This is a genomic window from Nocardia brasiliensis (assembly GCF_042691675.1).
GTDB classification, from domain to species: domain Bacteria; phylum Actinomycetota; class Actinomycetes; order Mycobacteriales; family Mycobacteriaceae; genus Nocardia; species Nocardia brasiliensis_D.
Genome location: NZ_CP170507.1, coordinates 7,415,308 through 7,440,198 on the forward strand (window position 1 = coordinate 7,415,308; position 24,891 = coordinate 7,440,198).

The following is a 24,891-nucleotide window of genomic DNA, read 5'->3' on the forward strand; positions in this document are numbered from 1 at the left end:
AGCGATCATGAGACAGACCGACGGCCGCGCGATCACCAATCCCGAGAACGCGCAGAGCTTTACGCACGCCGAGATCAAGCAGGCGGCCGACGAGATGAACCCGGACGGGCTGGACAGCGCGTTCGACGCCTGGTCGAAGATCGCGACGGCGGTGACGACCGCGGGTCAACAGTTCGAGACCGCCATCAAGACCGCGATCGAACAGCATTGGGAGGGTGCGGCGGCCGATAATGCCGTGCGCGGCATCCGGGATTACGCGACGCGGGTCGGTGAGTTCGGCGAAACGCTGAACGCGCAGAGCACGCCGCTGTCGCAGGCGGCGAGCGCGGCGGCGAAGTTCAAGCTGGCGGTGCCCGACGTAGTGGACACCTCGACCAACCCGCGCGGGCCCGAACTGCGCAACACCAGCGAAGAGCAGGCCCGCGACGAGATGACCAGCCAGTACATCCAGCCATACGGCACCACCGCCCCCGCCATTCCGACGCTGCCACCACCGATCAACCCGATCACCGTGCCATCGCCCGGCGGGGACAGCAGTACGGATCCCGGCACGGGCGCCGTTCCGGGGAAGAGTGCCGACAACAACGGTTCCGGCACCGGGAATTCCAGTACACAGGCAGTGGCCGACAAGTCGGCCGACGCCGACGAGGCCGCGGAAACCGGCGACGCGGCGGAAACCGGCACGCCCGAAGCGGAAGGCTCGGCGGAAGGGACTGCTCCGCAATCTGTTTCGCAGGAGCAGTACAATGGCGCCTCGACTACCCCGGCCTCGACCACTACTGCTGCGACCACTCCGCAGCCGCCGACGACCGCCACCCCGACCATCGCGGGCAGCCCGGTCACCACGGCGCTACCGACCTCGGCACCGGCGACCGTCACCTCCGCCGCGAGCAACGGTTCCCCGAGCAGGTCTGGGACACCGAGCCCCGGCCCGAGCACCTCGGGCAGCCCGCGCAGCGAAGCACAGCCCGGTACCTCCCGCCCCGCACCTCCCGCCACCACGCCCGGTGCGGCAAGCGCACCGCCCGCCGCGACCCCTGGCCGACCAGGCGCACCGGGCATGGCCGGGTACCCCGGCATGTTCGCACCCGGAATCCGAGGCAGGGGCGAGGACGACGACGAACACAAGACCCCCGGATACCTGCGCACCGAAGAGCATGCCAAGGAACTGCTCGGCGAGGTCGAACGCACGGTGCCGCCGGTGATCGGCGAGAAATGACAGCGCAGTGGTCGCTGTCGGCCGAGCAGTTCGCGGCGGCCTGGTACGGGACCGGACTGGATCGATTGCCCTTTCCGTTCCGCTTCACCAGCCGCATCCCTGGTCTGCGGGAATATCAGGCCTACCAGCAGCAGTTCCGAGACGAGTTGGCCCGCGAGGAACGTATCCCGCTGTCCCGCACCATTACCGTGCTCGCCCAACCCGATTGGCGCATAGAGCTGTTCGGCTACGACAACACCCGCGACGGTATCGAGATACGAGCCGTCGGCTGCGGAACGCGCAAGGGGGCCGGTGTCGTCGCGCAACAGGCACCGGCGCCCGACGGCGGGCGAGTCCAGCTGCACCGCTGCCGCGTCGACCAACTCGCGACCGAATTGGTGCGACTGCTGCCGGAGACCGCGGCGGGCACCGCGGGCGAAAAGAGCTTCCTGCTCGACGATCTCAACGATGAACGTCCCGACCCGTTCGGCACCGCCCCATCCAGCGAGGTCAAGGAACGCTACCGCCGCTTCTGGCGGCAATCCTGCGTCACCCGCGGCACCGCCACCGTCCTGCTCGGCCCACGCAATGCCGAACCGCTACGCACCGGCCGTCTCCGCTGGATCGACACTCCCGACGGTCGCTACTACGAGGTCCCGGCCAACCGTGCGTTGATGATCCGCCCCGGCACCAGCGCCGACATCGGCCGCTACCTCGATGAAGCGATCATCCGTGCCAGGGCCAGGATGGATTCCGCATGAGACGTGTTGGCCTCCGCACCGCTGGATAAGTGGCCGACATGAACCGTCGCGGTCGCCATCGCCATCGACGAGGAGAAGCTTGCCCCACTGGTTGCCGCCCACGGGGCTGAACCATGGACGCCGCCTGTACTAGGTCCACCCTCAGCTGGGGAGCTGGTAGCGCGCCGTCAGTCGGTGAACCAAAAGTTTTCGATCAGGGTTCCGGCGGATCGCATCGGTCAGAATAAGAGCCTCGTTGTGATGACCAACAGTGTTGGCGTGCAACGGTTGTGCGGGCGAGTTGGGGAAAAGGCCTTCGGACCAGCGGACACCCTCCGGGGCGCAGGCGTCGTGGCCGATGCTCGCCGGGTAGACGTCGACACCGATGGATTCGCGAAGACCTGGGCAGCCGAGGAGATGCCAGTCCTCGGCGAGCACCGCCGAGCAACTCAGACACCATCCCGCGCCGCTACCTAGGCATCACACAGGCCGCAGACCTCCTGTACCTCCAGGGCCCTGGCGCGGTTCGCGCGAGCCCGCAGGTGTCGTCGGCGCGCTGGAAGCACAGACCGCCGACCGCTGCGGGCGTGCCCGCCATTCGAGGCCGCCACGACCGAGGCGGATGCCAACCGTGCCGCCCGCCTGAACATCACACAGGGCGGCGCAGTCCCCACAGAGTGTCCACACGGTTCACAGGGGCTATACACGCTGTAAGCCGTGTGGAGGCTTTGTGAGATCGGCTGCGGGAGGCCGTGGAATCAGCTCGGCGACTACGACTGTATACGGCTCGGGCTCGCGCATCCGGTGATGTGCGAGCCCGCCGACGGATTGGTGAGGACCTGGGGGTCAGCCCAGGAGGCGCCAGTCCTCCAGGCCGTCGTAGAGGGGGACGCTCTGGGCGAGCTTGGTGACTCGGCCGCGGAGGGTTTCCACGTCGGAAGTGCCTGCGAGGGCGGTGGCGATGATGTCGGCGACCTCGGTGAATTCGGTGTCGCCGAAGCCGCGGGTGGCCAGGGCGGCGGTGCCGATGCGCAGGCCGGAGGTGACCATCGGGGGGCGCGGGTCGAACGGAACGGCGTTGCGGTTCACCGTGATTCCGATTTCGTGCAGCAGGTCTTCGCCCTGCTGGCCGTCGAGCTCGGAGTTGCGCAGGTCGACGAGCACCAGGTGCACGTCGGTGCCGCCGGTGAGCACGCTGACGCCCTTGTCCTTGACGTCGGCCGCGGTGAGCCGCTCGGCCAGGATCTTGGCGCCGGACAGGGTGCGCTCCTGGCGGTCCTTGAACTCACCGCCGGCCGCGATCTTGAAGGCGACGGCCTTGGCGGCGATGGCGTGCATGAGCGGGCCGCCCTGCTGGCCGGGGAACACCGCACTGTTGAGCTTCTTGGCGAATTCCTGCTTGGCCAGGATCAGGCCGGAGCGCGGACCGCCGAGGGTCTTGTGCACAGTGGAAGAGACCACGTCGGCGTGCGGCACCGGCGAGGGGTGCAGACCGGCCGCGACCAGACCGGCGAAGTGCGCCATGTCCACCCACAGGTAAGCGCCGACCTCATCGGCGATCGAGCGGAACGCGGCGAAGTCCTGCTGCCGCGGGTAGGCCGACCAGCCCGCCACGATCACCTTCGGACGAGCGTCCAGCGCGATGCTGCGCACCTCGTCCATGTCGATGCGGTGGTCTTCTTTGCTCACACCGTAGAAGTGCGTCTCGTACAGCTTGCCGGAGAAGTTCAGCCGCATGCCGTGGGTCAGGTGACCGCCGTGCGCGAGGTCGAGGCCGAGCAGCTTGTCGCCGGGGTTCATCAGCGCCATCAGCACCGCGGCGTTCGCCTGCGCGCCGGAATGCGGCTGCACGTTGGCGAATTCGGCGCCGAAGAGTTCCTTGGCGCGGTCGCGGGCGAGGGTCTCGACGACGTCGACGTGCTCGCATCCACCGTAGTAGCGCCGACCGGGGTAGCCCTCGGCGTACTTGTTGGTGAGCACGCTGCCCTGTGCTTGCAGCACCGCGCGCGGCACGAAATTCTCCGAGGCGATCATCTCGAGGGTGTCGCGCTCGCGGGCGAGTTCACCTGCCATCGCGGCGGCGAGCTCCGGGTCGAGCTCACCGAGAGACTGAGTATTGACCGAGGCCGTCGTCTGCGTCACCGCCTCAGTCTATGGGCCGAGGGTGCACACTTCGGCATGGGGTTCGTCCCATGTCACTATCTTGCCGACGCCCGGTTCACGCCACTCCGACTACCTCGGCGGAGATCGGAATTTCCGAACCGCGCACCCCTTGAATTCCCATACACCGAATCACATGCGATTTCCCGCGCGTCACACCGAAGAGTGTGCGGCGCGGGCCTTACGGGTCCGCTGCCGGTAGGTAGCCCGCCAACAGGACTCCGAGGTGCTGCTGCGCGTCATTCAGTGGCTGAGTGGATTTCACCGCCCGCGACTGCACGATGGCACCCTCCATCGCACTGATCACGAAGCTCGCGAAGGATTTCGCCTCCGCTGGCGACATGCCCGCCGAAACCAATGCGGCGCCGAGCTTTTCATGCCATTCGGCGAACGCCGCGCCAGCTGCCGCCTGCACGCCGGGCTCGGATTCGGCCAGGGCCGCGCCGACGATCGGGCAGCCGGTGCGGAACGAGCTCGCTTCGAGCGCCGTGATCCACCAGCCGATCAGGGCGTCGAGCCACCGATCCGGCGGACGCGATGCGGTGATCTTCTCGATCACCGCACCCAAACGCGCACCGGCGATCTTGGTAGCGGTGGCGACCAGCTCGCCCTTACCGGACGGAAAGTGCTGATACAGCGAATTGCGCGATGCCTTGCTGCGATCGAGCAGGGCGGTGAGACCGGCCGCGTGCACGCCTTGCTCGCGGACCAGTTCGATCGCACTCTCGATCAGCCGGGCTCGTGGGCCTGCGGTCATCCGGCCACCCCTGTCCCGTGGAAGTTCCGAGCGCCCGTCGAGTCGGCGGGCTCCGCTCGATTGTGACTCACGACACCTAGCCGAGGCAGAGCAGGGATGCCGCAGCTTTCGGCGTTGTCGGCGCGGCTCGAGGGGCTTTCCACGCGGCAATCCTCCTCGAGCACGGTTGCGTGAACCGATCGGTCCATGCTGCAATCATGACAGATGTGGACCGATCGGTTCACCGAGAGGACGGATTCATGTCGGAAACCACGATCGACCTCGCCCAGCTGTCGGGCCTAGAGCTGCTGCGCACGGCGATGACGATGCCGAACCGCCCGCCGTTCATCGGCGACCTGCTCGGCATGGAGGTGGACGAACTCGAGCACGGCAAGGTCGTCTTCGGCCTGCGGACCCGGCCCGAGTTCGCCAACCCGCTGGGCACCACGCACGGTGGCATCTGCGCCACCCTGCTCGACTCGGTGATGGGCTGCGCGGTGCACTCCACCCTCGAGGCGGGCGTCGGCTACACCACGCTGGAGCTGAAGATCAACTACATCCGCGCCGTCCCCACCGACGGCCAGCGGCTCACCGCGACCGGAACCACCATCCACGTCGGCCACACCACCGCGACCGCGGAAGGTCGCGTCGTCGACGAACAGGGCCGCCTGGTCGCGCACGCCACCACCACCTGCGTCATCTTCCGTGGAAACCGTTGAGGCACAAGGAGCATCGCCATGCGTGAACGCAGCACCGCCGCCGCCGTGCGCAAATTCCGGCGCGAGCGCTTCGTCGGCCGCTACCTGGCCAACCCCGCCGTCGGCCTGCTCGACCGGGTCGGCATCCGCTCCAGGTTCGTCTCCGAACTGGAGACCACCGGCGCCAAATCCGGTCAGCCACGCCGGGTTCCGGTCACCGTAGCGTTCGACGACGAAGGCGCCTGGCTGATCTCCCAGCACGGCTACCGTTCCGGCTGGGCCCGCAATATCGCCGCCGACCCGAAAGTGCGCCTGCGCCAGGGCAAGCGCTGGCACACCGGCACCGCCACCTTCGTCCCCGACGACGACGTGGTCGCCCGCTCCCGCAGCATGGCCACCGGCCGCGTACCCGAATCGGCAGCCGAATGGGTGATGAAAGCCCTGGCCAGCGACGCCATCTCAGTGCGCATCACGTTCGACGCCTGAACCACAGACCCCCGCACACTGCACAGCGGTTCGAGCTGTTGTGCAGCGGGTCTGCCCCGAGCCATGGGGGCAGGTGTTTTCGGGGCGCTGCGAGACGTAACAGAACGGTCCGTTAGCACCGGTTAACAGGTGACATCGTTCACACCGACGTCTCGAAGGAGTCGCTATGTTCAGTCTGATCGCCGTACCGACCAACCCGATCGAAGGACTGCTCCGCCAGCTGTCCCAGATCATGTGCACCATCTCATCCGGCCAGAGCTGCGCTGTCATCCAGTAACGCACCCGAATCCCGCCGCCACCCGGCAGCACGACGCGGACGTTCGGCCGACCGGCTCGGACCGGAGGGGATCGCACCGTGCGGCACAACGCCCGCAGCCGCACCCTTTCCCGGGATCTGCACCCCTTTACGGAGAAGACGCGGATCCGCCGAAAGGGTGCGGCGGGGTCAGCCTCGGCGGAGTGCGCCGGGGGTGAGCGGTTCGTCCAGCAGGCGGCGGAAGCGGTCCGCGCGTTCGTCCGCGTCGGCGGCCTGGTCCAGCCAGCCGCCGAGCAGACGGTAGCCCTCCACATACGTGGAGATATAGGCGCGCCACAGCGGGGACGACAGGAAGCGCAGCGACTGGCGGGCGCGCTCCGGGGTGACCAGGTTCCACGTCTGCAGGAACTCGGCGACCTCGTCCTCGCTGCGCCGCCGGTCGTGCAGCAGCAGTGCCGCGTCCTGACGCACGCTGAGCAGCTTGGCCGAGGCGGTCGAAAGCCGTTCGGCCCGTTCACCGTCGAAGCGCAGGCCGAGGTCGGCGTAGATTTCCTGGGCCCACTTGCCCCAGCCGGGCCCGACGATGGAGCGTAGTGCGAGGTCGGCAAGGCCCTCGGCCATCAGGCACTGGGGCGTGTTGACCAGGAACAGTGTCTGCTCGGCCTGCCCGGCGGCGACCAACCCGGCCTCCTTGCGGCAGTGCTCGGTGTGGTGGCCCGGGTACGACTCGTGCGCGATCAGTGATGGCAGGTGCGCCATGTGTTGTTTGAGGTCGGAGTTGATCGCGACCCGCGAGTGGTAGTTGCCGAGGTAGTAGTTGAAGCCGGACCACGGCTTGTCGCCGACCACCTCGTAGGTGACGTGCTCGTGATCGGGCAGCGGGTAGCGCGCACGGACCAACTCGCGCAACGCGCTGGAGAACGCGTCGACGCAGGCGGCCAGCCGCTCCGGCGGAATCTCGTCGGCCTTGCGATGGGCGGCCATCCGCTCGGCCAGCGTGCCGTCCCCGGCGAGCACCTCGTCCAGCTGCCGGTGCGCGTCTCGATATTCCTCGACGTCACCGGGGGCGATGTCCACGTCGAAGTAGGCGCGCACCTCGTCGACGAAGCCGATGTCGTCACCCGCGAACTTGCGGCCGGAGCATTCCAGCGCGCGCAGGTGCACATCCAGGAATTCGGTGCGCTCGGCGGTCAGACCCGCATCGGCCAGTCCGCCGCGCAGTTCGGCCGCGCGGCGGGCCAGCTGCCGCGGCTCCGGCGCGGGGGCGTTCTCCACTTCGCGACGCAACGCCGGATCACCGGTGTAGGCGTCCACGAACCCGTCTTCGAGCCGGTCGAATGCCAAGCCGAGCCGCAGGTACTCGGTCACGAGTGGATGCGCTTCCATCCGATCGACATTAGCCGCTCGGCGGCAGTCCGCGCGCGGCACAATCCCGCGCCGTCGACATGCGGTAGCCCGGCGGAAAGTATCAGCTTCGACCCGGTTACCACCCGGTATCGGTACCCCGTTTTTCCCACGATGTTGACGCAGAGCAGAATTCGGCTATGCGGCGAGAGTTAGACCGAATCACACGGAGCCGGCACGGTATGTGTGCGTGTTTGCCGAAGTGGAGCGTCGGGTAAGTGGCACGAATGAGCGAGCCCAGCCCGTATGTGGAATTCGACCGGAAACAGTGGCGCACACTGCGTAAGTCGACTCCCCTGGTGCTCACCGAGGAAGAACTGCGGGGCCTGCGCGGTCTCGGCGAACAGATCGACCTCGAAGAAGTAGCGGAGGTGTATCTGCCGCTCGCTCGACTCATCCACTTGCAGGTGGCCGCGCGCCAACGGTTGTTCGCCGCGACCGCCACCTTCCTCGGCGAGACGCACCCCGATCAGCAGGTGCCTTTCGTGATCGGGGTCGCGGGCAGCGTCGCGGTCGGTAAATCCACCACGGCGCGCGTGCTGCAGGCGCTGCTGTCCCGCTGGGATCACCATCCGCGGGTGGATCTGGTGACCACCGACGGATTCCTCTATCCCACCGCGGAACTCACTCGTCGCGGCATCATGCACCGCAAGGGCTTCCCGGAGAGCTACGACCGCCGCAAGCTGCTGCGATTCGTCACCGAGGTGAAATCCGGTGCGCCCGAGGTGTGCGCGCCGGTGTATTCGCACATCTCCTACAACATCGTGCCCGGCAAGTTCCACTGCGTGCGGCAACCCGACATTCTCATCGTCGAGGGCCTGAACGTGCTGCAGACCGGGCCGCGGCTGATGGTTTCGGACCTGTTCGACTTCTCGATCTACGTCGATGCCCGCATCGAGGACATCGAGAAGTGGTATGTGCAAAGGTTTCTCGCGCTACGCAAGACCGCGTTCGCGAATCCGAACGCGCATTTCCACCACTACGCCGCCTTCACCGATGAGCAGGCCACCGCGGCGGCGCAGGAGATCTGGAACAACACCAACCGCCCGAATCTGGTGGAGAACATTCTGCCGACTCGGCCCAGGGCCACCCTGGTGTTACGCAAGGACGCCGACCACAGCATCAATAGACTGCGACTGCGTAAATTGTGATCCCGCTTACAATTTCCACGCTTCGTCGAGCCGTTTTGCCACATTGATATCGCGGGCCGCGGCAATGTGCGGTTTCTCGATCTCCTTGGCGATATAGCGGGCGATGAATCGCCGGATCTCCTGGTCGACGCTGGCGAGGATGCGCAGAAGCTGCCCCCGAATGGTGTCGGTGGCGACGTTGATCCGGACATCGCTGGATCGCGGGGTGGCGATGTCGATGACGACGCGCAGCGGCTCGGCGGCGCGCACGATCAGGTGCAGGTGGATATTGCCGTCGACCTCGAACCGATGCTTGTCCAGCGCGAGATCGATCAGCATGTCCACGCTCAGCGGAATCTTCAGCGCGAACGAGATCACGTCCTCGATATCGCGGCGCACCTCGGCCTGACCGAGCTGCACCTGCGCGCTCGCCTTCGCCAACCGGCCCGGGCCGACGCCGATCGGGCCGAAATCGAATGCGGCACCGGTCAACTGGTCGAACGCGCCGAGAATGCGCTGCTCGGTGGCGGCGTATTCGAGGAACCGGCGGCCGAACTCCTCGTAGCTGATGTAGGGCACGGCCTCCGGCACTTTCGCGCGATGCCCGTCGGAGCGGCTGTCGAGGTCGCTCATGACGCACCGCCAGGAGTCAGATGCCGAACCGGCGATGCCGTGCGGCGAAGTCGCGCAGTGCCCGCAGGAAGTCCACGCGCCGAAATTCCGGCCAGTATGCCTCGGTGAACCATATCTCCGAGTATGCGCTCTGCCACAGCAGGAATCCGGAGAGTCGCTGTTCCCCGGAGGTACGAATGACCAGATCCGGGTCCGGCTGGCCGGAGGTGTAGAGGTGCTGGCCGATGGCGTTCACGGTGATCGACTGCACCAGGTCCTCGCCGGTCTCCCCCGCCGCGATCTCCTGGCGAACCAGCGAGCGCACCGCGTCGGTGATCTCCTGCCTGCCGCCGTAACCGACGGCCACGTTCACATGCACGCCGTCCCGGCCTTCGGTGCGTTCGGCGGCCGTGCGCAGGCGTTTCGCGATCAGCTCCGGGAACCCGTCGAGCGAGCCGACGATCCGCACGCTCCAATTCTGTTCCGGCGCCGATAGTTCCTCGACCACGTCGGTGATCACCTCGAACAGCGTTTCCAACTCGTCGGGATCGCGCTGCAAGTTCTCGGTGGAGAGGAGATAGACGGTGACCATCTCGATGCCCTCGGCCTGACACCAGCCGACCAGCTCGGCGATCTTCACCGCGCCGACCCGATGACCATGGCTCACATCGGTGAATCCGTTTTCGCGGGCCCAGCGCCGATTACCATCGCACATCACCGCGACGTGCCGGGGATGTTGTTTGCCGGCCAGCTGCTTGGTCAGCCGGGCCTCGTAGATGCGATACGGCAAACCCCGCACCTGAACCGGAAGCTCCACGCGGCCACCCTACTCCCACCGGCACTGCCGGACGGAGTCCGTCGACAGACCTGCGCACGGCCGGAGCGAAGGCGGAGGTACGCCCCCGGGGCGAGGATCCCGGCACCGACCGGGTATCCCGGTACAGTGACGGGGGGCCATAACCTACGGTTCCGTAGGTTACCGGCGAGTGGAACCAGGAGGTAGCTCGTGTCCGAATCTGTCGGCGGCGGTGACACTGGAGTGGTCGAAGACCAGAGGTCGGCGAGCGAGGCGCTGGCCGACGTACTCGGCAAACCGCGGATGCGCGGGTGGATCCACACCTGGGCGGTGGGCATCGCGGCAGTCGCGGCCATCGTGCTGATCGCCAAGGCAGCGACCATCTCGGCCACCGCGGGATGGTCCACCGCCGTATACGGGCTGACGGTGTGCGGATTGTTCGGCATCAGCGCGGTCTACCACCGGGTGACCTGGCCGACCCCGCAGGCCCGGATCCGGATGAAGCGGGCGGACCACTCGATGATCTTCCTGTTCATCGCGGGCAGCTATACCCCCTTCGCTCTGCTCGGCCTGCCCGGCCGCACCGGGCAGACGCTGCTCATCGTGGTGTGGGCCGGTGCGCTGGCCGGTGTCGCGCTGAAACTGTTGTGGCCCACCGCCCCCCGCTGGGTCGGCGTGCCGCTCTATCTGCTGCTCGGCTGGGCGATCGTGCCGGTCGCCGGTCAGCTGAACACCCAGATCGGCATCGCGCCGCTGATCCTGCTGCTGGTCGGCGGGCTGTTCTACAGTGGCGGCGCCATTCTCTACGCCACCAAGTGGCCGAACCCGTGGCCGACCGTCTTCGGCCATCACGAGTTCTTCCATGCCGCGACGGTGCTCGCCGCCCTCACCCACTACATCGCGGTCTGGCTGGTCGTCCTGCGCTGATCGGCGCGAACGGCCGACGCAACGGCCCGGCTGTGCCGTTTTCGTCGTTCCCGCAATAAAGTCGGCAACGAGAACGGAACGAGACGGGGCAGCAACGATGGCACAGCAGAGGATCGACGCCTGCCGCAGCATGACGCTGCCGGTGCGGGCCGACGCGTGCGGGCGAACGCCATGATCGCCCGGCTGGTCATCTGGGCGCTCAAGGCCCGGGCGGGTCTGGCGGCGGTGGTGATCACCGCCAACCTCAGCGGTCTCGCGGTGATCATTACCGAGCTGTGGCTCAGCGGGTCGCTCAGCAGACTCGGCCCGAATTGGATTCGGTCGACGGCACTGGTCGGCATCTATCCCACCCTCGGCTTCCTGCTCGGGGTCGCGCTCGCCATCCGGGACCGGGCTTCCCATTTCGGCTGGCTGGATCAGGGCCGCAAACCGACCGAGGCGGAGGCGCGGCAGCTGCTGCGCCTGCCGATCATCATCACCGCTCGCGCGTTCGCGGTGTGGATCACCGGCGTCATCGTGGCCACCGTGACGCTCATGCGGGTGACGCCGGACAACGACCCCGCGGTGATGGCGGCGCTGTTCACCTTCGGCGGGTTCGAATCGGTCGGGCTGACCTTCCTCATCGTGGATCGGCTGATCCGCCCAACCATTCCGGTGGTGGCCGCGGTGCTCGGCCCGACCATGCACTGGAGTTCTTCGGTGCTGGTCCGGGTGGTGGTGAGCTGGGCGGTGGCGGCGGCGCTGCCGCTGCTGATGCTGATCGTGGTGCTGGGCAATCCGGTCGCCGATCCGGCCGACCGGGTGCGCACCGCCATCTACCTCTCGGTGGTCGGCCTCGCCGTCGGCGCGCTGGCCACCGCCTTCCTGGCACGCGCGGTGGCAACGCCGATGCGCACGCTGCGTCGCGCGCTCGATCGCATCACCAAGGGCGATCTCGAGGTGCGGGTACCGGTGGGCAGCACCAGCGAGATCGGGCGGTTGGAGAACTCGGTCAACGAGTTGGTCGCCAATCTGCGTGAGCGGCAACGGATGCGGGATCTGTTCGGCAGGCACGTCGGCACCGAGGTGGCCGAGCGCGCGCTGGCCGGCGGCGTCGACCTGACCGGTGATGTGCGGGAGGTGTCCGCGCTGTTCGTGGACGTGACCGGCTCGGTCGAACTGTCCACCGGGCTGCCCCCGGAGGAGTTCGTCGCCAAGCTGAACCGGCTGCTCGCGACCGTCGTCACCGCCACCGAGGAGAACAACGGGCTGGTCAACAAGTTCGAGGGCGACGCGGCATTGTGCATCTTCGGTGCCCCGATCGCCCTGCGCGACAACGCCACTCCCGCCCTGCGCGCGGCGCGCCGGATCCGTGACGAGGTGGTCGCGACCGGCGAACTCGACATCGGCATCGGTGTCGCGCACGGCCTGGTCTTCGCGGGCGACGTCGGCACCGACACCCGCCTCGAGTACACCGTCATCGGCGACGCGGTCAATGAGGCCGCGCGCCTCACCACCGAGGCCAAAGAGGTCCCCCGTCGAATTCTGGTGAGCGGCACCGTCATCGAAGCCGCCGCACCGCACGAACGCGCGAAATGGACGCTCTACGAGACCATCCTGCTGCGCGGCATGAAGAAGCCGACGGCCTGCTGGACCGACACCCACCAGCGCCCCACCAGCCCCTCGAGCACCAACGGCTCGCAAGCAGCCGCCCCGAGCGGCACCGCGGACCCGAACACCGAGCGCAGCGCGGTAGCCGAAGTCCGCACCGCCGCAACCGAAACCGACTGAGTCGCTGGCCCTCCGCGTCCTGGCCCGCCGCGGCGCTCACAGCGGACGGGTCACAGACCTTCGCACGCCGACCCACCACGGCACTCATCGCGGGCACCGAGTCACAGACCTTCCGCACCCTGGCCGCCACGGCACCAACGCCGGACCACGGATCACAGACTATCCGCACGCCTCACAGCGACTACAACCGCTGTGGCCCGTCGACAGCCTCTGTGACCCGGTTCGGGCCTCGCCAGGATCCAGCGTTCCAGAGCTGCGCGAAAGCTCGGCGGCGGATGTCACCGGCAGGCGGCGGGTCACAGCCCCTCCGCACGCCTCACAGCGACGACAACCGCTGTGATGCGTCGAGAGTCTCTGTAACCCCGGGTCGGACCTGGCGGGTCTAGCGTTCCAGAGCTGCGCGGAGTTCAGCGGTGGTTATCACTGGGAGGTCGCAAACCGAGCCGCGGCAGACGTAGGCGGCTGGTTGGCCGTGCAACAGCGGGCGGTCGGCCAGCAGGGGTACCGAGTTCGGTGCGGCGGCGAGGACTACCGAGCCGCCGGGGGCTGCGGTTCGGGCGGTGGCGAGGAGTTCGCTTGGGTCGCTGGATGGCTCGGTGACGATAGCGATGGCGATCTGGAGTGGGCCGCGGAGCGCGGCTTCGGCGACCGCGAGCCATTGACCGGCGGAGCGAGGGGCGCGGGCCAGGACGACAGCGCCGCGCTGGAGGGTTTGCTCGGCAAGTGCGCGGTAGGGGACGGCGCGGTCGGGGTCGCTGGCGGCCGCGGCGGTGAGCAGGGCTTCGGCGAGCGAGGAGGCGCCTGCGGGGGTGGCGCCATCGATGGGATCGCGGGGGCGGGTGACCAGCGTTTCGGCGTCATCGGCGGTGTCGAACCAGCTGCCGGGGATGTTCGGGTCGGCGAAGTGCTGGATCGCCGCGTCGAGCAGGCGTTGTGCTTCATCGAGCCAGCTGAGTTCGCCGGTGGCCTGATGCAGGGCGAGCAGGCCGGTGACGAGCCAGGCGTAGTCCTCCAGCACGCCGGGAGATGTTCCGGCCACCCCGTTGAGTGAGGCGCGGCGGACCCGGCCGTCGATTACGTGCTCGGACAACAGGAATCGCGCGCAACGCGCGGCGGCGCTCACCCAGTCGTGCACCCCCAGCGCGGCGCCCGCCTCGGCCAATGCGGTGATCGCGATGCCGTTCCACGCGGTGACCACCTTGTCGTCGCGGTCCGGTTGGGGGCGACCGCCTCGGGCCGCGCGGAGGGCGTCCCGGATTCGTTCGAGACGTTCATGGTCGGCGGGGTCGGCGTATCGGGTGAGCACCGAGGTACCCTGCTCGAAGTTCCCCGCGGTCGTCACGCCGAAAACCTCTGCGGCCCAAGCGCCGTCGATGGGCCCGAGTTCGCCGACCAGCTCGGCGGGCGTCCATACGTAGGTCGCGCCCTCCACCCCCGGCTGCCCCGGTTCGAGGTGCGTGTCGGCGTCGAGCGCGGAGGCGAAACCACCATGTTCGGTGCCGAGATCATCGAGCAGGAACTCCGCGGTTTCGCGAGTGACCCTGCGCACCAACGGCTCCCGCTCCCCTGCGGGAGTGCGCCGCGCCAAATGCGCGTACGCGCGCAGCAATTGGGCATTGTCGTAGAGCATCTTCTCGAAATGCGGTATCACCCAGGCGGCGTCGACGGAGTAACGCGCGAAACCACCGCGCAGCTGGTCGTAGATGCCGCCCCGGGCCATCGCCTCGGCGGTCCGGGTCACCGCCGCGAGCACGGCCGGGTCACCGGTGCGTTCCCAGCTGCGCAGCAGACCCTCCAGCAGTGCCGACGGTGGAAACTTCGGCGCGCCACCGAATCCGGCGTGCTTGTGGTCCTCGTCGCGCAATACCGCGGCGACCGCGTGGTCGAGCAGTTCCGCGGTGATCGTGAAGTCCGAGTCGGGCAAGCCGGCGGCCTGCGCTTGCAGTGCCTCGGTCACCTGGGCGGACGCCTTGTGCACCTCGTCGCGCCGATGCTGCCAGGTATCGGTGATCGCGGTGAGCAGCTGGGTGAACGAGGGCATCCCGCCGCGCGGCAGCTTCGGGTAATAGGTGCCGCAGTAGAACGGCTCGCCGTCCGGAGTGAGGAAACACGTCATCGGCCACCCACCCTGACCGGTCATCGCGACCGTGGCGTTCATATAGACCGCGTCCAGGTCGGGCCGTTCCTCCCGATCCACCTTCACACAGACGAAGTTCTCGTTCATCAACTCGGCGGTCGCCACATCCTCGAACGACTCGTGCGCCATGACATGACACCAGTGGTAACTGAAGCTACCAGTGGCAGGATGCGTACCCTACCGAAAGAAGAATGGGTACGTCCCGCCTGGCTGCTTCAGTCATCACCTCCGCTCCCCACTCCCGCCAGTGCACCGGGTTGCCCGCGTGCTGACGAAGATAGGGTGACGTGGCCCCACCTAATCGGTTCACGTCCACCAGCCTTCCACACACACCGTCCCCAATCCAGCCAGCGCGGATGACTCCGCCTCGTAGGTTTGTTCTGTTGCTCGTGGGAGTTCTGTGGCTCATGTTGTGAGTGGGAGGGCGCGAACGGATGCGGACTGTTCAGCTCTAATCAACTCCGTGATCACTGCCTGGTCGGGCTAGTTCCGCAGCGAGACCACCGAAACCGTGATGACGGTAGAGAAGCGACTGAATCGTCAATTGATCCCAGACAAGCCGCTAGTCGGCCTACGCCGACCGACTCTGGGCATCACACTATGCTGGGTTTGACTTCTGTCACACTGATACAGGTTGGGAGCGGGAAGTCGGCGCAGGGAGACCGCAGTGGAGTTGGGGCCGGAGGATACGTGGCCAAGACATCCGTCGCAATGCTGGCGCGAGACACTGGACTACGCGAGGGAACGCGGATGGCGAATCGTCCCGCACTCGGGCCACACTTTCGCGACGCTCAAGTGTGAATCCGGTAGCTGCGAGTTCAAGATCTTCTCCACTGGCCGAGGCGCCGAAAATGTTGCACGCCAAGCACGTCGGGACATCGACAAGTGCGTGCACAGCGCCTCGACAACGAATGTGCTTGCCGTAGTTGATGACCTTCTGCGGAAGGCAAATGCCATGATGGAAGCCGCAGAGGCGATGCTGGCCAAGGAGCGAGCCGAAGCTGCTGCGACCTTGCTCGATGAAGCATGTGGCCTTGTCGAGCAGGTAGCCGCTTGGGATGAGTTCAGTCGCCTTGTCGATGAGATCGAAACCCAGAGCGCCGTAGTTTCCAGCGCGCTGACTGGCGTGGGGGCGGATCCATCCACAACGGTGGGCCAGGCCGCAGAAACAGCAACGACGCACGTTGCCGACGCCAAGTCCGAGCTGGACAAGGCCCCGCCCCTGGCCGAGGCGGTCAAAACCCGACGCGCCCGCTGCAAGCAGCTGACACGCCGAATCGACAATGTGAGAAAGTCCCTAACCCGTAGCCCAGGCGGGTCGACGTGCAATGATTGACAGAGTTGGCGATTGTCAACGTGGGAGATCGACTGCAGGGAGGGTGTGAGACTGCATGTCTGTGTCCGTTAGAGTCCAGGTGGAGGGTGTGGACTTGTCTCAGGAAGCGACGCTCGAGGCGATCGGCGCTTCCGCCTTGGCGTCAGCGCTCTGGTCCACCGTTGACGGGACGGTGACCGCCACAGTTTTTCCCGATTCAGCTGATATCACGAGCGATGTTGTCAGGTTCGCACGGCAGGTAACCTGCACTTTCCGCTCCGCAAGGGTAAGAAGGGTCCACCGAGACCTGGTCTCAGCAAGCGATATCGCACATCGCACAGGTTTTTCTCGCGAAGCAGTACGCAAATGGGCGGGCGAATCCAATGCTCGTTCGTTTCCAGCGCCGTACGGTGCCGTGGGTGAAGAATCTCGAACGTCCAAGATCTGGCTGTGGCCGGATATCGCAGAGTGGTTGATTGCGAACTACGATTTCCCAATCGAGAAAGATTGGCCGAGTGAGTCTGTAATCGCCCACATCGAGGCCCGCCTTGCGAATGTGCCAGACTATACCGCCCAGGAATGGCATATGATCCAGGCTGGCTCCGCGATGGGCGAGATAGTTATCGGCCGCGTCGGGCCCACGAACTTCCCACTACGAACAGCTGGCTTGCGTATCCGTACAAATTACAGCCTGGAGCCCGAAGGGACCATCCGTGAGCACGACGAAACTGCCCGTGCCTGACCCTGCCAACCCTCCCCGGACGTCCCTGATTGCGCGCACTGCCATGCGTGATGTACGGGCAGTTCAGCTCCTCGCGAGGGTACATGCGATCGATCTACCCGATGAGATCGATATTTCGGTGCGAATCAGCGACCCACAGTACGTGCTTCAGGACCAACGGCTTCTGGTACGCGTTACCCACACAGTGGATTTCTCTGAGACCACACCATCGGACGGCGAACCACCAGCGCAGAATGCAAAGCTCGCGACAATTACGGTTTCACATGTCGCCGATCTCGAACTTGTTGGCGACACCCCCGATCCTGGTGAGATCGATGACCTGTTTAGGAATAACACGATCTTCATGATTCACCCGTATGCACGTTCGGCGATCCATAGACTGACTACCGAAGTGGGATTGCCTCCAGTTGTACTGCCTTACTTGCGGAGAAGCGAGCGGTCTTCGCCCCGATACGACGGACTCTGACGCCGGGAATGAACCCGCCTTCTTCCACGAGTCGGTCAGACCGCACCAGCCAAAAGGTCCATATACGACGGTCTCCCGTTTCGAACTGGCACGCAAGAAGCTCCACCGCTCAGCACCCGTCCTGCCGCCACACCGCCGACTTGTTGGTCATCACGTGAAAAGTAGTACCGACAGCATGCGGTGACGGCGGTCCACGCCACAGAGTTAGGCGTTAGACAATTAGCCGACCGCATCCAATTGAGGGTGAGGACAACCGAATTCGCGCACCGATGCAGTTATACCTGCAGAAATGCACCTAGCAACCTTTAACCATGACATGACACCAGTGGCACGACGCGTACCCCACCGAGAGCAGGATCGGTACATCCCGCTCCCGCGCCTCGGCCAGTGCCTGGGCATCCCACTCCTGCCAGTGCACCGGATTGTCCGCGTGCTGCCGCAGGTACGGAGAGGTCGCGTTCCCGAGCCGGTTCATGACTCCACCGTCTCACAGTCGGGGTGCGCAGGTCAGCAGGCAGTGGATTCGCCCGGGGTTGGGCTGCACCGTGGTCGGTCCTACTTCAAACGACGACCGAACGGCCGCCTGGCGGTCGAGCTCCGCTGGGCCACCTGTCCTCGAGCGCTGAGCGGCAGCCGGAATCAACACGTATCAACGGATCGACCGCATCCGCGCGCGCCAGCTTCCCGGTCAGGGCAGCGATCCGAACAGCGCGGCACCGAGCCGCTTCGCATCGGCGCACGAGGCGGACGCATCGGTCTGGACCTTGGTGGTGCGGACCGCGAATTCAATACTGCCGTAGGCGGCGGGGGTGCCGATATTGCAGGTCGGCGTGGCGCTTGACTCTCCAGGTGCTGGAGCGGCGAGGGTGGCGGAATGAAACTCGACCTGGCCAAGACCGACAAGCACTACTACCACGCACCGACAGAGCCGACGCTGCGCACCTTCGACACTTACAGCTACCTGACGGTCACCGGTTCAGGCGCCCCGGCGGGTCCGGAGTACACCTCGGCTGTAGAAGCGTTGTACCGGACCGCGTACGACGCCAAGAAGATCGCGAAGGCGGCCGGACACGACTTCGTGGTGCCGAAGCTGGAGGGTCTGTGGTGGGTGGAATCCGACGAACCCCCGCTCACGGTGCCCCGTGAGCAATGGCACTGGAAGCTGATGATCCGTATGCCGGAAGTGGTCACCGCGGACATGGTGCACGGAGCGGCGACCTTCGAGCGGATCACCGAAGGGGACGCCGTTCAGGTGCTGCACGTCGGCCCGTACGCGACCGAGCCGGAGACACTGGCCAGAATGGACGCGTTCATGTCCGCCCACGGCCTCACCATGAACGGCCGCCACCATGAGATCTATCTGTCCGACCCACGCCGGTCCGCGGCCGCGACCACCAAGACCATCCTGCGCCACCCGGTTCGCCGCCTCGCCGAAAAATAGGATGCGCCGGTCGAATTCGACCCGATACAGTTCGAAACGCGCCCGGTGCGCGGACAACAGTGGATTCGCAGCTGTTCGGCGGAACCAGTAGCTCGACCGGTAGAGCTACCACCGTTGTGTTCGGTGCCGACCGCGAACTCCGGCGCGCAGAACACGCACCCACAGTGCACGGCACACGTTTCTTTGATGTGCCCGAAATACGGTGGGCGCGTATGAAATCGGGCCGATAAACCTGCATCCGGAGAAAGGGCGGAATTGCCATGCGCAAATTCACCATCGCACGGCGCAACGACGACGCGCTCCGAAATATCGGTGCGACGACATCGTCGATCCACGCCGAGCAACACGAACTGCACCGCAACCACAGCGGGCGACTCGGCTACCGGCAAGCCGCGGCCCGCGAACTCCTGCTACTCGCGGCCTCGACCGTGGTGCGGATCCGTTAGCGAAACCCGCTAGGACGTCCGCGCCAGCACGTCGCGGCCGACGTAGCCGAGCAGCCGGCGATGGGCGGGCGCCTCGTCCTCGACAGCTACTTCGGCGCCGAAGATGCCCGGCGCGCGGAACTTGTCGATGCCGCCCCTGGCCTGCATGGTGGCGAGAAGTTCGCCGCACAGCTCGTCGTCGGCCAGATCGGGCCGGTCGATGGCGACCGCGAGGTCGACGCCGTGCACGATCAACTCGGTGAGGTGCACCATGGCCGCCATCTGGGCGGGCAGTGCGCCCAGCGAAATGTGCACGGTGTTGTCCAGCGCGTCCGGCCGGTGCCAGGCCGCCCGATCCACCTCCGCCGCCGCCGCGTACGCGCCCTGCGGGTCGCCGCCGAGCCAATCGGATTCGTGATCGGCGCCGGAATCCGTGCCGCTCAACGCGGCCGCGAAGACGTGCATGCCGCCCACCGTGTGATTCAGCACGGTGCGCACGTCCCACTCCCGGCACGGAGTCGGCGCGGTCATGGTGCCGTCGTCCAAGGCGGCGACGATGACGCTCGTCGCGTCGAGAGCACGGTCGATCTGTCCGATCACGTTGTCCATGAGCTTCCTTCGGTCGAGCGGTCTGGCTGAATTGGTAACACAGGCGAGCGACATACGGAGGCCGTTGCGAAAGCTGCTCGCGGCGAAATAGGTTGCCAGCAGTGTGCTTCTCGGTGGCCGATGGATTAATCGGATGCGCGAGCCGAATGCATCTCGCTACAGTGTGCAATGCGCCGGGAGCGCACGCAACGACCGCCTCGCCGGGCACGAAAAGTGTTGTGCCGCCATCGTTGCGACCGTAGAGCGCACTATGCGCGGAGTGCAGCTGACAATCACTTTCAATCGGTGTTATCGAAACCGGTTACCCCGATTCAATTCACACCGATGTCGCAAGCCGCACATTGCGGGTTCAGCAGATCGACCAGTCGATTTCCGCCGACAAACACCCCGCCGTGCGCGTTTCCGGGGCCACCTTCGTTCCGCCCGCGCCTACTATGTCGTGACCATGCGAATCGACCTCTGCACCCTCGTTGTCGAGGACTACGACACGGCGATCGCCTTCTTCACCGAAGCGCTCGGCTTCGCACTGATCGAGGACACCCCCGCCACGACCAACGACGGGCGACCCAAACGCTGGGTCGTCGTTCGCCCGCCCGGCGCGCAGACCGGTCTCCTACTGGCCCGCGCGGACGGCGCCGAACAGGCCGAGGTGATCGGCGGCCAAACGGCGGGCAGAGTCGGATTCTTCCTCCGGGTAGACGATTTCGACGCCGCATTCCACCGGATGGCGTCGTGCGGCGTCGAATTCATTACTGCGCCAAGGCAAGAGCCCTACGGGCGGGTCGCGGTATTTCGCGATATCGCGGGCAACCGCTGGGATCTGCTCGGCCCCACCTGATCTCGGCGCTATCCCGACACCGGGTAGTTCGCGCGGATCACCGACTGCGGATCGCGGTTCCGCTTGATGGCGCGCAACCGAGTCAGTGTCGCCTCGTCGAAGGCCGCCGCCGCGGACTCGTCCGGAGTCAGGAACGTGTACGGCTTCAGCCCGCTGATGTGGCCGCTGATCGCGTCGACGACCTCGGCATTGCGCGCCTTGACCGCCGCCGCGAGATGCGGGAGACCGAGACCGAAGGCGTACAGCAGGTACGGCTCGGTCACCGGGCCGCGCGCCGCACCCGCCGGGCGGGCCTGCGCCAACGCGCCGCCGAGGTGCCGGATCTGAATGTTCACCAGCGGCGAGATCGGCTCGTCCACAAGGGTTTTCAGCACCGCATCGCCGAGATCGGTGAGCAGTTCGGCACGGGACAGCGCAGGGCTCGGATCGGTGGGTTCGGCGGTGATGTCACCGAGACTCGCGACCGGAAGCACGCCACGCGTGTCGGCAATCGGATCCTCGATCACATCCAAGCGAGCCAACAGCGCACGTCCGGCCGCGGCGTCACCGAGATAGGCGGCATCGAGCGCGACCATGGGCGGTGCGTCGGGGAACTGAAGACGGTGGAACCACACCGACAGCTCGTCGGGCGCTGTCGCGGTGATCTCCTGGAACGCCTCGAACACCGCACGCGTCCTGCTGCCGGGCCACATCACCCGGCCGCCGTAGAGGGCGGGCGCGGGGACCAGGTCGAACTCCAGCGCCGTCACGACGGCGAAATCACCGCCACCACCGCGCAAAGCCCAGAACAGCTCGGGATCGTTCGCGGCGGTGACCCGCGTCGGAGTACCCGTGGCATCCACGATCTCGAAGGCGCGCACAGCATCCGAGGCCCAGCCGTACTTGCGGCTGAACCAGCTGAGTCCACCACCGAGGGTGTATCCGGTCACCCCGACCACCGGATTGCTGCCCGCCAAGCCGGTCAGCCCGTGTGCCGCCGCCGCGGCCTGCACCTGTCCCCAGTTCGCTCCGGCCCCTACCCGCGCCACCCGCCGTTCGGCGTCGATACGCACGCTGTCGAGCCGCCCGGTGCGCAATAGGATCGCGTCCTCGATGCCACCCGACGCACCGTGCCCGGTCGGTTGTGCGACCACCGGCACACCCGCCCGCCGCGCGTAGGCGACCACGGCCGCCACATCCTCCGCGTCCGCTGCCCGCACCACCGCGGCCACCGGCTGGGTCACCGTCAACGTCCACGGCCGTGCCACCCCGTCGAATCCCTCGTCACCCGGTAGCAGAACCTGGCCGGTCAACGCGCCACGCAGTTCTTCGAATGCCATTACCTATTCCTACTTTCGCAACTGTTCGTGATCGAAAACAGATGCGCGGCAGCGAATCCACCGGGGGATCGAGCCGCGACTATCTCATTGACGAAACAGCGCGCGAAAAGGTGACAAGCAACAGCTCAGCGACCGAAAGTCAGGTCTTGTCGGACCGGCCGTCCGGCTCGACCTCGTCGGTCCGCTTGGTGATGCCGGGTTCGGTCCCCTCGTCGGCTTCCTGGTCCGGCTCGGGGTGGTCGGGCTCGAATGTCGCGGGCAGGTTTTTGATGTGCTTGTTCATCGAACGAACCAGCAGCACCGTGCCTGCCAGCAGCAGCAGAATCAGGACCAACCCGAGCGGCGAAGCCTTGCCGAACTCGGGCCCGGTCGGCGTGCCCGGCGTCTGGGCGAGCAGAACCAGCATCACCGCTGCTCGTCTTCGATGCCGGCGAACAGGTCGGTTTCCGGCAGCGCCGTCTTGACCCTGGTCTTGGCCAGTTCGAATTCCTCGGTCGGCCAGAGCCGCTGCTGCAGCTCGAGCGGGATGGCGAAGAACGCGCCGTTCGGGTCGATCTGGGTGGCGTGCGCGCGCAGGGCGTCGTCACGCTGCGGGAAGTACTTGGCGCAGTCGATCTGCGTGGTGACCCTGGAGAACACGTCGCCGCGCTCGGGGACGTACTTACGCATCCGGTCCAGCCACTCCTGTAGCGGGAACGGCTCGCCCATCCGCTCGTACTCCTCGGCGAAGACCTCCATCCGGCGCGCGGTGAACCCATGGTCGTAGTACAGCTTCAGCGGTGTCCACGGCTCGCCCGCGTCGGGGAACCGTTCCGGATCGCCGGCCGCATCGAACGCGGCGACCGACACCTCGTGGCAACGGATGTGATCCGGATGCGGGTAGCCGCCGAGCTCGTCGTAGGTGGTCATGACGTGCGGCTTGAACTCACGAACCACCCGGACCAGCGCCTCGGTGGCCTCTTCCAGCGGGACCAGCGCGAAACACCCCTCCGGCAACGGCGGCAGCGGATCACCCTCCGGCAGACCGGAATCGACGAAACCGAGCCAGTGCTGGCGCACGCCGAGCGCCCGCGCCGCGGCGGCCATCTCCTCGCGGCGGATCTCGTTGATCCGGTCGAGGACGCCGGGGGTGTCCATCGCGGGGTTCAGGATGCTGCCACGTTCGCCACCGGTCAGCGTTACGACCAGGACGTCGTGTCCTTCGTCGGCGTACCGGGCGGTCGTGGCGGCACCCTTGCTGGATTCGTCGTCGGGGTGGGCATGCACCGCCATGAGGCGAAGGCCACTCACGTCTCGTTCACCATCGCTCTCGCTCGCGGGTGTCTGGTCTTCGTTCCCTATAGTTCCATTCGACCGACTTTTGTTCCGACGTACCCCCCGGGAGCGACCTTGTGAGCCAGCCCGATGGAACCCAGGGAATCCAGCACGGCGATGCCGCGGCCCCGGTGACGAAACACCGGCCGACCGACCGGTATGGAACCAGGCCTCCCGTCAACCGCCGGTGGCTGCCGGTCGCCCTCGGGGTTGTCGTGGTGTTGCTCGGGTGTGGCGTCGCTTACCTCGGCTACCAGAAGTACGGCCCCAAGGACATCGAGTTCGAGCAACTGGGCTACACCGTCACCGACGACTCCACGATGACGATCCGAATGAAGGTCACCCGCAAGGACCCGCGACAGCCTGCGGTATGTTTCGTCCGCGCCATGGCGCGCGACAGCGACGAGGTCGGCCGTCGAGAGGTATTGATCGCGCCGTCTACCAGCGGCACGATCGAACAGACCACCACCGTCAAGGCGTCCTCGCGACCCGCCTCCAGCAGTATCTACGGATGTAGTGGACAGGTGCCCAGCTATCTCCGGGCAGGGTGATTTGCCCCTTTTGCCGTACCGTTCGTCCTCGAAATTAACTCCGACCTGCACGTTTGTGATTCATGCTAAAATGGCCTGATACACGGTTCCGGGGTTCGGAGCCGTGTTTGCTGCATTGGCGGCCAGCGCTATCTGTTCCGGATTATGAGCTTTGCCCGGAACCAGGGTCTGTCGGGGTTCGATGAACTTCCCAGGATCGCTCTAGCCGTCGACTGGTGTCGTGCCCGCCCCACGGGTGGGTACTGCGGCAGTTATCAGGGAATCCCGGCCCGCCGGGAACAACTACTAGGGAGTGATCGAGATGACTGAGACGCAAGTGACGTGGCTGACCCCGGAGTCGCACGACAGGCTCAAGGGCGAACTCGATGCGCTCATCGCCAATCGTCCCGTCATCGCTGCCGAGATCAACGAACGCCGTGAAGAGGGCGACCTCAAGGAGAACGGCGGATACCACGCCGCCCGTGAGGAGCAGGGTCAGCAGGAGGCGCGCATTCGCCAGCTGCAGGAGCTGCTTAACAACGCCAAAGTTGGCGTCGCGCCGACCAAGTCCGGCGTCGCACTCCCCGGTTCGGTCGTCAAGGTCTACTACGACGGCGACGAGTCCGACACCGAAACCTTCCTCATCGCGACCCGCGAAGAGGGCTTGAACGACTCCAAGCTGGAGACCTACTCGCCCGCCTCCCCGCTCGGCGGCGCGCTCATCGACGCCAAGGTCGGCGAGACCCGCGAGTACACACTGCCCAACGGCAACACCATGAAGGTCACCCTGGTCAGCGCGGAGCCGTACCACAGCTGACGCCTTCGGCCGGGGCGCCGCGCCA

Annotated in this window: 24 protein-coding genes and 2 pseudogenes; 14 read left to right on the forward strand and 12 right to left on the reverse strand. The window is 66.3% G+C overall.

What is annotated here, in order from left to right; all coding sequences use genetic code 11:
• Positions 1 to 7: 7 nt before the first annotated feature.
• Positions 8 to 1,219, forward strand: a complete 1,212-nt coding sequence (locus ACFK0J_RS34190) for a hypothetical protein (protein ID WP_378733832.1) — start codon at positions 8 to 10, stop codon at positions 1,217 to 1,219.
• Positions 1,216 to 1,959 carry an ESX secretion-associated protein EspG gene (locus ACFK0J_RS34195; protein WP_378733833.1) on the forward strand — a complete coding sequence of 248 codons (744 nt, stop codon included), beginning with the start codon at positions 1,216 to 1,218 and terminating at the stop codon, positions 1,957 to 1,959. Before ACFK0J_RS34190 ends, ACFK0J_RS34195 begins: the two co-directional genes overlap by 4 nt.
• A gap of 141 nt (positions 1,960 to 2,100) precedes the next feature.
• Here the strand turns inward: ACFK0J_RS34195 and ACFK0J_RS34200 are convergent, their stop codons facing one another.
• The 3 genes from ACFK0J_RS34200 to ACFK0J_RS34210 all read right to left on the reverse strand — a co-directional run bounded on the left by ACFK0J_RS34200 (position 2,101) and on the right by ACFK0J_RS34210 (position 4,855).
• Positions 2,101 to 2,376, reverse strand: coding sequence for a hypothetical protein (locus ACFK0J_RS34200; RefSeq protein ID WP_378733834.1), 276 nt, complete (start codon positions 2,374 to 2,376; stop codon positions 2,101 to 2,103).
• Between the two features lie 408 nt (positions 2,377 to 2,784).
• Complete coding sequence (gene glyA, locus ACFK0J_RS34205) at positions 2,785 to 4,080, reverse strand: serine hydroxymethyltransferase (RefSeq protein WP_378733835.1); 1,296 nt, start codon at positions 4,078 to 4,080, stop codon at positions 2,785 to 2,787.
• A gap of 199 nt (positions 4,081 to 4,279) precedes the next feature.
• Positions 4,280 to 4,855: a TetR/AcrR family transcriptional regulator gene (locus tag ACFK0J_RS34210; RefSeq protein ID WP_378733836.1), complete on the reverse strand. Its 576-nt coding sequence runs from the start codon at positions 4,853 to 4,855 to the stop codon at positions 4,280 to 4,282.
• 239 nt (positions 4,856 to 5,094) lie between these two features.
• On the opposite strand from ACFK0J_RS34210, the gene ACFK0J_RS34215 reads away from it, so the two are divergent.
• Both ACFK0J_RS34215 and ACFK0J_RS34220 read left to right on the forward strand, forming a co-directional pair.
• Positions 5,095 to 5,553, forward strand: a complete 459-nt coding sequence (locus ACFK0J_RS34215; protein WP_378733837.1) for a PaaI family thioesterase — start codon at positions 5,095 to 5,097, stop codon at positions 5,551 to 5,553.
• 18 nt (positions 5,554 to 5,571) lie between these two features.
• Complete coding sequence (locus tag ACFK0J_RS34220) at positions 5,572 to 6,018, forward strand: nitroreductase family deazaflavin-dependent oxidoreductase (protein WP_378733838.1); 447 nt, start codon at positions 5,572 to 5,574, stop codon at positions 6,016 to 6,018.
• Positions 6,019 to 6,463: 445 nt separating this feature from the next.
• On the opposite strand, the gene ACFK0J_RS34225 is transcribed toward ACFK0J_RS34220, so the two are convergent.
• Positions 6,464 to 7,660, reverse strand: a complete 1,197-nt coding sequence (locus ACFK0J_RS34225; protein ID WP_378733839.1) for a DUF885 domain-containing protein — start codon at positions 7,658 to 7,660, stop codon at positions 6,464 to 6,466.
• A gap of 236 nt (positions 7,661 to 7,896) precedes the next feature.
• Here ACFK0J_RS34225 and coaA point away from each other — a divergent pair, with 236 nt between their 5' ends.
• The gene (coaA, locus tag ACFK0J_RS34230) at positions 7,897 to 8,829 is read left to right on the forward strand and encodes a type I pantothenate kinase (protein WP_218471494.1); all 933 of its coding nucleotides are present in this window, start codon (positions 7,897 to 7,899) and stop codon (positions 8,827 to 8,829) included.
• A 6-nt stretch (positions 8,830 to 8,835) separates the two neighbouring features.
• Here coaA and ACFK0J_RS34235 read toward each other — a convergent pair whose 3' ends face one another.
• Positions 8,836 to 9,441, reverse strand: coding sequence for a hypothetical protein (locus ACFK0J_RS34235; protein ID WP_378733840.1), 606 nt, complete (start codon positions 9,439 to 9,441; stop codon positions 8,836 to 8,838).
• A 16-nt stretch (positions 9,442 to 9,457) separates the two neighbouring features.
• On the reverse strand, positions 9,458 to 10,237 hold the full coding sequence (locus ACFK0J_RS34240; RefSeq protein ID WP_218471496.1) for an isoprenyl transferase: 780 nt from the start codon (positions 10,235 to 10,237) through the stop codon (positions 9,458 to 9,460).
• Between the two features lie 282 nt (positions 10,238 to 10,519).
• On the opposite strand from ACFK0J_RS34240, the gene ACFK0J_RS34245 reads away from it, so the two are divergent.
• Together ACFK0J_RS34245 and ACFK0J_RS34250 are read left to right on the forward strand one after the other, a co-directional pair.
• On the forward strand, positions 10,520 to 11,143 hold the full coding sequence (locus tag ACFK0J_RS34245; protein ID WP_378743240.1) for a hemolysin III family protein: 624 nt from the start codon (positions 10,520 to 10,522) through the stop codon (positions 11,141 to 11,143).
• A 156-nt stretch (positions 11,144 to 11,299) separates the two neighbouring features.
• On the forward strand, positions 11,300 to 12,913 hold the full coding sequence (locus ACFK0J_RS34250) for an adenylate/guanylate cyclase domain-containing protein (RefSeq protein WP_378733841.1): 1,614 nt from the start codon (positions 11,300 to 11,302) through the stop codon (positions 12,911 to 12,913).
• 382 nt (positions 12,914 to 13,295) lie between these two features.
• Here ACFK0J_RS34250 and ACFK0J_RS34255 read toward each other — a convergent pair.
• Positions 13,296 to 15,360: pseudogene (locus tag ACFK0J_RS34255) on the reverse strand (thioredoxin domain-containing protein).
• Positions 15,361 to 16,005: 645 nt separating this feature from the next.
• Between ACFK0J_RS34255 and ACFK0J_RS34260 the strand changes: the two are divergent.
• Together ACFK0J_RS34260 and ACFK0J_RS34265 are read left to right on the forward strand one after the other, a co-directional pair.
• The gene (locus tag ACFK0J_RS34260; RefSeq protein ID WP_378733842.1) at positions 16,006 to 16,386 is read left to right on the forward strand and encodes a hypothetical protein; all 381 of its coding nucleotides are present in this window, start codon (positions 16,006 to 16,008) and stop codon (positions 16,384 to 16,386) included.
• Between the two features lie 88 nt (positions 16,387 to 16,474).
• Positions 16,475 to 17,107, forward strand: coding sequence for a hypothetical protein (locus ACFK0J_RS34265; protein WP_378733843.1), 633 nt, complete (start codon positions 16,475 to 16,477; stop codon positions 17,105 to 17,107).
• A gap of 776 nt (positions 17,108 to 17,883) precedes the next feature.
• Here the strand turns inward: ACFK0J_RS34265 and ACFK0J_RS34270 are convergent.
• Positions 17,884 to 18,048, reverse strand: a pseudogene (locus tag ACFK0J_RS34270) (DUF255 domain-containing protein); the annotation flags it as partial.
• 399 nt (positions 18,049 to 18,447) lie between these two features.
• Between ACFK0J_RS34270 and ACFK0J_RS34275 the strand changes: the two are divergent.
• Both ACFK0J_RS34275 and ACFK0J_RS34280 read left to right on the forward strand, forming a co-directional pair.
• A complete protein-coding gene (locus tag ACFK0J_RS34275; protein ID WP_378733844.1) occupies positions 18,448 to 19,014 on the forward strand; it encodes a GyrI-like domain-containing protein in 567 nt (188 codons plus the stop codon).
• 260 nt (positions 19,015 to 19,274) lie between these two features.
• On the forward strand, positions 19,275 to 19,460 hold the full coding sequence (locus ACFK0J_RS34280; RefSeq protein ID WP_378733845.1) for a hypothetical protein: 186 nt from the start codon (positions 19,275 to 19,277) through the stop codon (positions 19,458 to 19,460).
• Between the two features lie 9 nt (positions 19,461 to 19,469).
• Here the strand turns inward: ACFK0J_RS34280 and ACFK0J_RS34285 are convergent, their stop codons facing one another.
• Positions 19,470 to 20,048 carry a TIGR03086 family metal-binding protein gene (locus ACFK0J_RS34285; RefSeq protein ID WP_378733846.1) on the reverse strand — a complete coding sequence of 193 codons (579 nt, stop codon included), beginning with the start codon at positions 20,046 to 20,048 and terminating at the stop codon, positions 19,470 to 19,472.
• Between the two features lie 445 nt (positions 20,049 to 20,493).
• Between ACFK0J_RS34285 and ACFK0J_RS34290 the strand changes: the two genes are divergently transcribed.
• On the forward strand, positions 20,494 to 20,886 hold the full coding sequence (locus ACFK0J_RS34290; RefSeq protein ID WP_378743242.1) for a VOC family protein: 393 nt from the start codon (positions 20,494 to 20,496) through the stop codon (positions 20,884 to 20,886).
• 8 nt (positions 20,887 to 20,894) lie between these two features.
• On the opposite strand, the gene ACFK0J_RS34295 is transcribed toward ACFK0J_RS34290, so the two are convergent.
• From ACFK0J_RS34295 to mca, 3 genes are all read right to left on the reverse strand, one after another.
• Positions 20,895 to 22,205, reverse strand: coding sequence for an FAD-binding oxidoreductase (locus tag ACFK0J_RS34295; RefSeq protein WP_378733847.1), 1,311 nt, complete (start codon positions 22,203 to 22,205; stop codon positions 20,895 to 20,897).
• Between the two features lie 139 nt (positions 22,206 to 22,344).
• The gene (locus tag ACFK0J_RS34300) at positions 22,345 to 22,611 is read right to left on the reverse strand and encodes a hypothetical protein (protein WP_218471503.1); all 267 of its coding nucleotides are present in this window, start codon (positions 22,609 to 22,611) and stop codon (positions 22,345 to 22,347) included.
• Positions 22,611 to 23,477: a mycothiol conjugate amidase Mca gene (gene mca / locus ACFK0J_RS34305; RefSeq protein WP_378743244.1), complete on the reverse strand. Its 867-nt coding sequence runs from the start codon at positions 23,475 to 23,477 to the stop codon at positions 22,611 to 22,613. The genes ACFK0J_RS34300 and mca overlap by 1 nt, the downstream gene beginning before the upstream one ends.
• A gap of 119 nt (positions 23,478 to 23,596) precedes the next feature.
• Here mca and ACFK0J_RS34310 point away from each other — a divergent pair, with 119 nt between their 5' ends.
• Complete coding sequence (locus ACFK0J_RS34310) at positions 23,597 to 24,070, forward strand: DUF4307 domain-containing protein (RefSeq protein WP_378733848.1); 474 nt, start codon at positions 23,597 to 23,599, stop codon at positions 24,068 to 24,070.
• Positions 24,071 to 24,371: 301 nt separating this feature from the next.
• Entirely contained in the window at positions 24,372 to 24,866 is a 495-nt protein-coding gene (gene greA, locus ACFK0J_RS34315) for a transcription elongation factor GreA (RefSeq protein ID WP_014988087.1), read from the forward strand.
• Positions 24,867 to 24,891: the final 25 nt, after the last annotated feature.

Coding starts and splice junctions, on each gene's coding strand:
- ACFK0J_RS34190 (WP_378733832.1), top strand. CDS start 8: ATGAGACAGACCGACGGCCGCGCGATCACCAATCCCGAGAACGCGCAG.
- ACFK0J_RS34195 (WP_378733833.1), top strand. CDS start 1,216: ATGACAGCGCAGTGGTCGCTGTCGGCCGAGCAGTTCGCGGCGGCCTGG.
- ACFK0J_RS34210 (WP_378733836.1), bottom strand. CDS start 4,855: ATGACCGCAGGCCCACGAGCCCGGCTGATCGAGAGTGCGATCGAACTG.
- ACFK0J_RS34215 (WP_378733837.1), top strand. CDS start 5,095: ATGTCGGAAACCACGATCGACCTCGCCCAGCTGTCGGGCCTAGAGCTG.
- ACFK0J_RS34220 (WP_378733838.1), top strand. CDS start 5,572: ATGCGTGAACGCAGCACCGCCGCCGCCGTGCGCAAATTCCGGCGCGAG.
- ACFK0J_RS34225 (WP_378733839.1), bottom strand. CDS start 7,660: ATGGAAGCGCATCCACTCGTGACCGAGTACCTGCGGCTCGGCTTGGCA.
- ACFK0J_RS34235 (WP_378733840.1), bottom strand. CDS start 9,441: ATGAGCGACCTCGACAGCCGCTCCGACGGGCATCGCGCGAAAGTGCCG.
- ACFK0J_RS34245 (WP_378743240.1), top strand. CDS start 10,520: ATGCGCGGGTGGATCCACACCTGGGCGGTGGGCATCGCGGCAGTCGCG.
- ACFK0J_RS34260 (WP_378733842.1), top strand. CDS start 16,006: ATGATGGAAGCCGCAGAGGCGATGCTGGCCAAGGAGCGAGCCGAAGCT.
- ACFK0J_RS34275 (WP_378733844.1), top strand. CDS start 18,448: ATGAAACTCGACCTGGCCAAGACCGACAAGCACTACTACCACGCACCG.
- ACFK0J_RS34280 (WP_378733845.1), top strand. CDS start 19,275: ATGCGCAAATTCACCATCGCACGGCGCAACGACGACGCGCTCCGAAAT.
- ACFK0J_RS34285 (WP_378733846.1), bottom strand. CDS start 20,048: ATGGACAACGTGATCGGACAGATCGACCGTGCTCTCGACGCGACGAGC.
- ACFK0J_RS34290 (WP_378743242.1), top strand. CDS start 20,494: ATGCGAATCGACCTCTGCACCCTCGTTGTCGAGGACTACGACACGGCG.
- ACFK0J_RS34295 (WP_378733847.1), bottom strand. CDS start 22,205: ATGGCATTCGAAGAACTGCGTGGCGCGTTGACCGGCCAGGTTCTGCTA.
- ACFK0J_RS34300 (WP_218471503.1), bottom strand. CDS start 22,611: ATGCTGGTTCTGCTCGCCCAGACGCCGGGCACGCCGACCGGGCCCGAG.
- mca (WP_378743244.1), bottom strand. CDS start 23,477: ATGGCGGTGCATGCCCACCCCGACGACGAATCCAGCAAGGGTGCCGCC.
- greA (WP_014988087.1), top strand. CDS start 24,372: ATGACTGAGACGCAAGTGACGTGGCTGACCCCGGAGTCGCACGACAGG.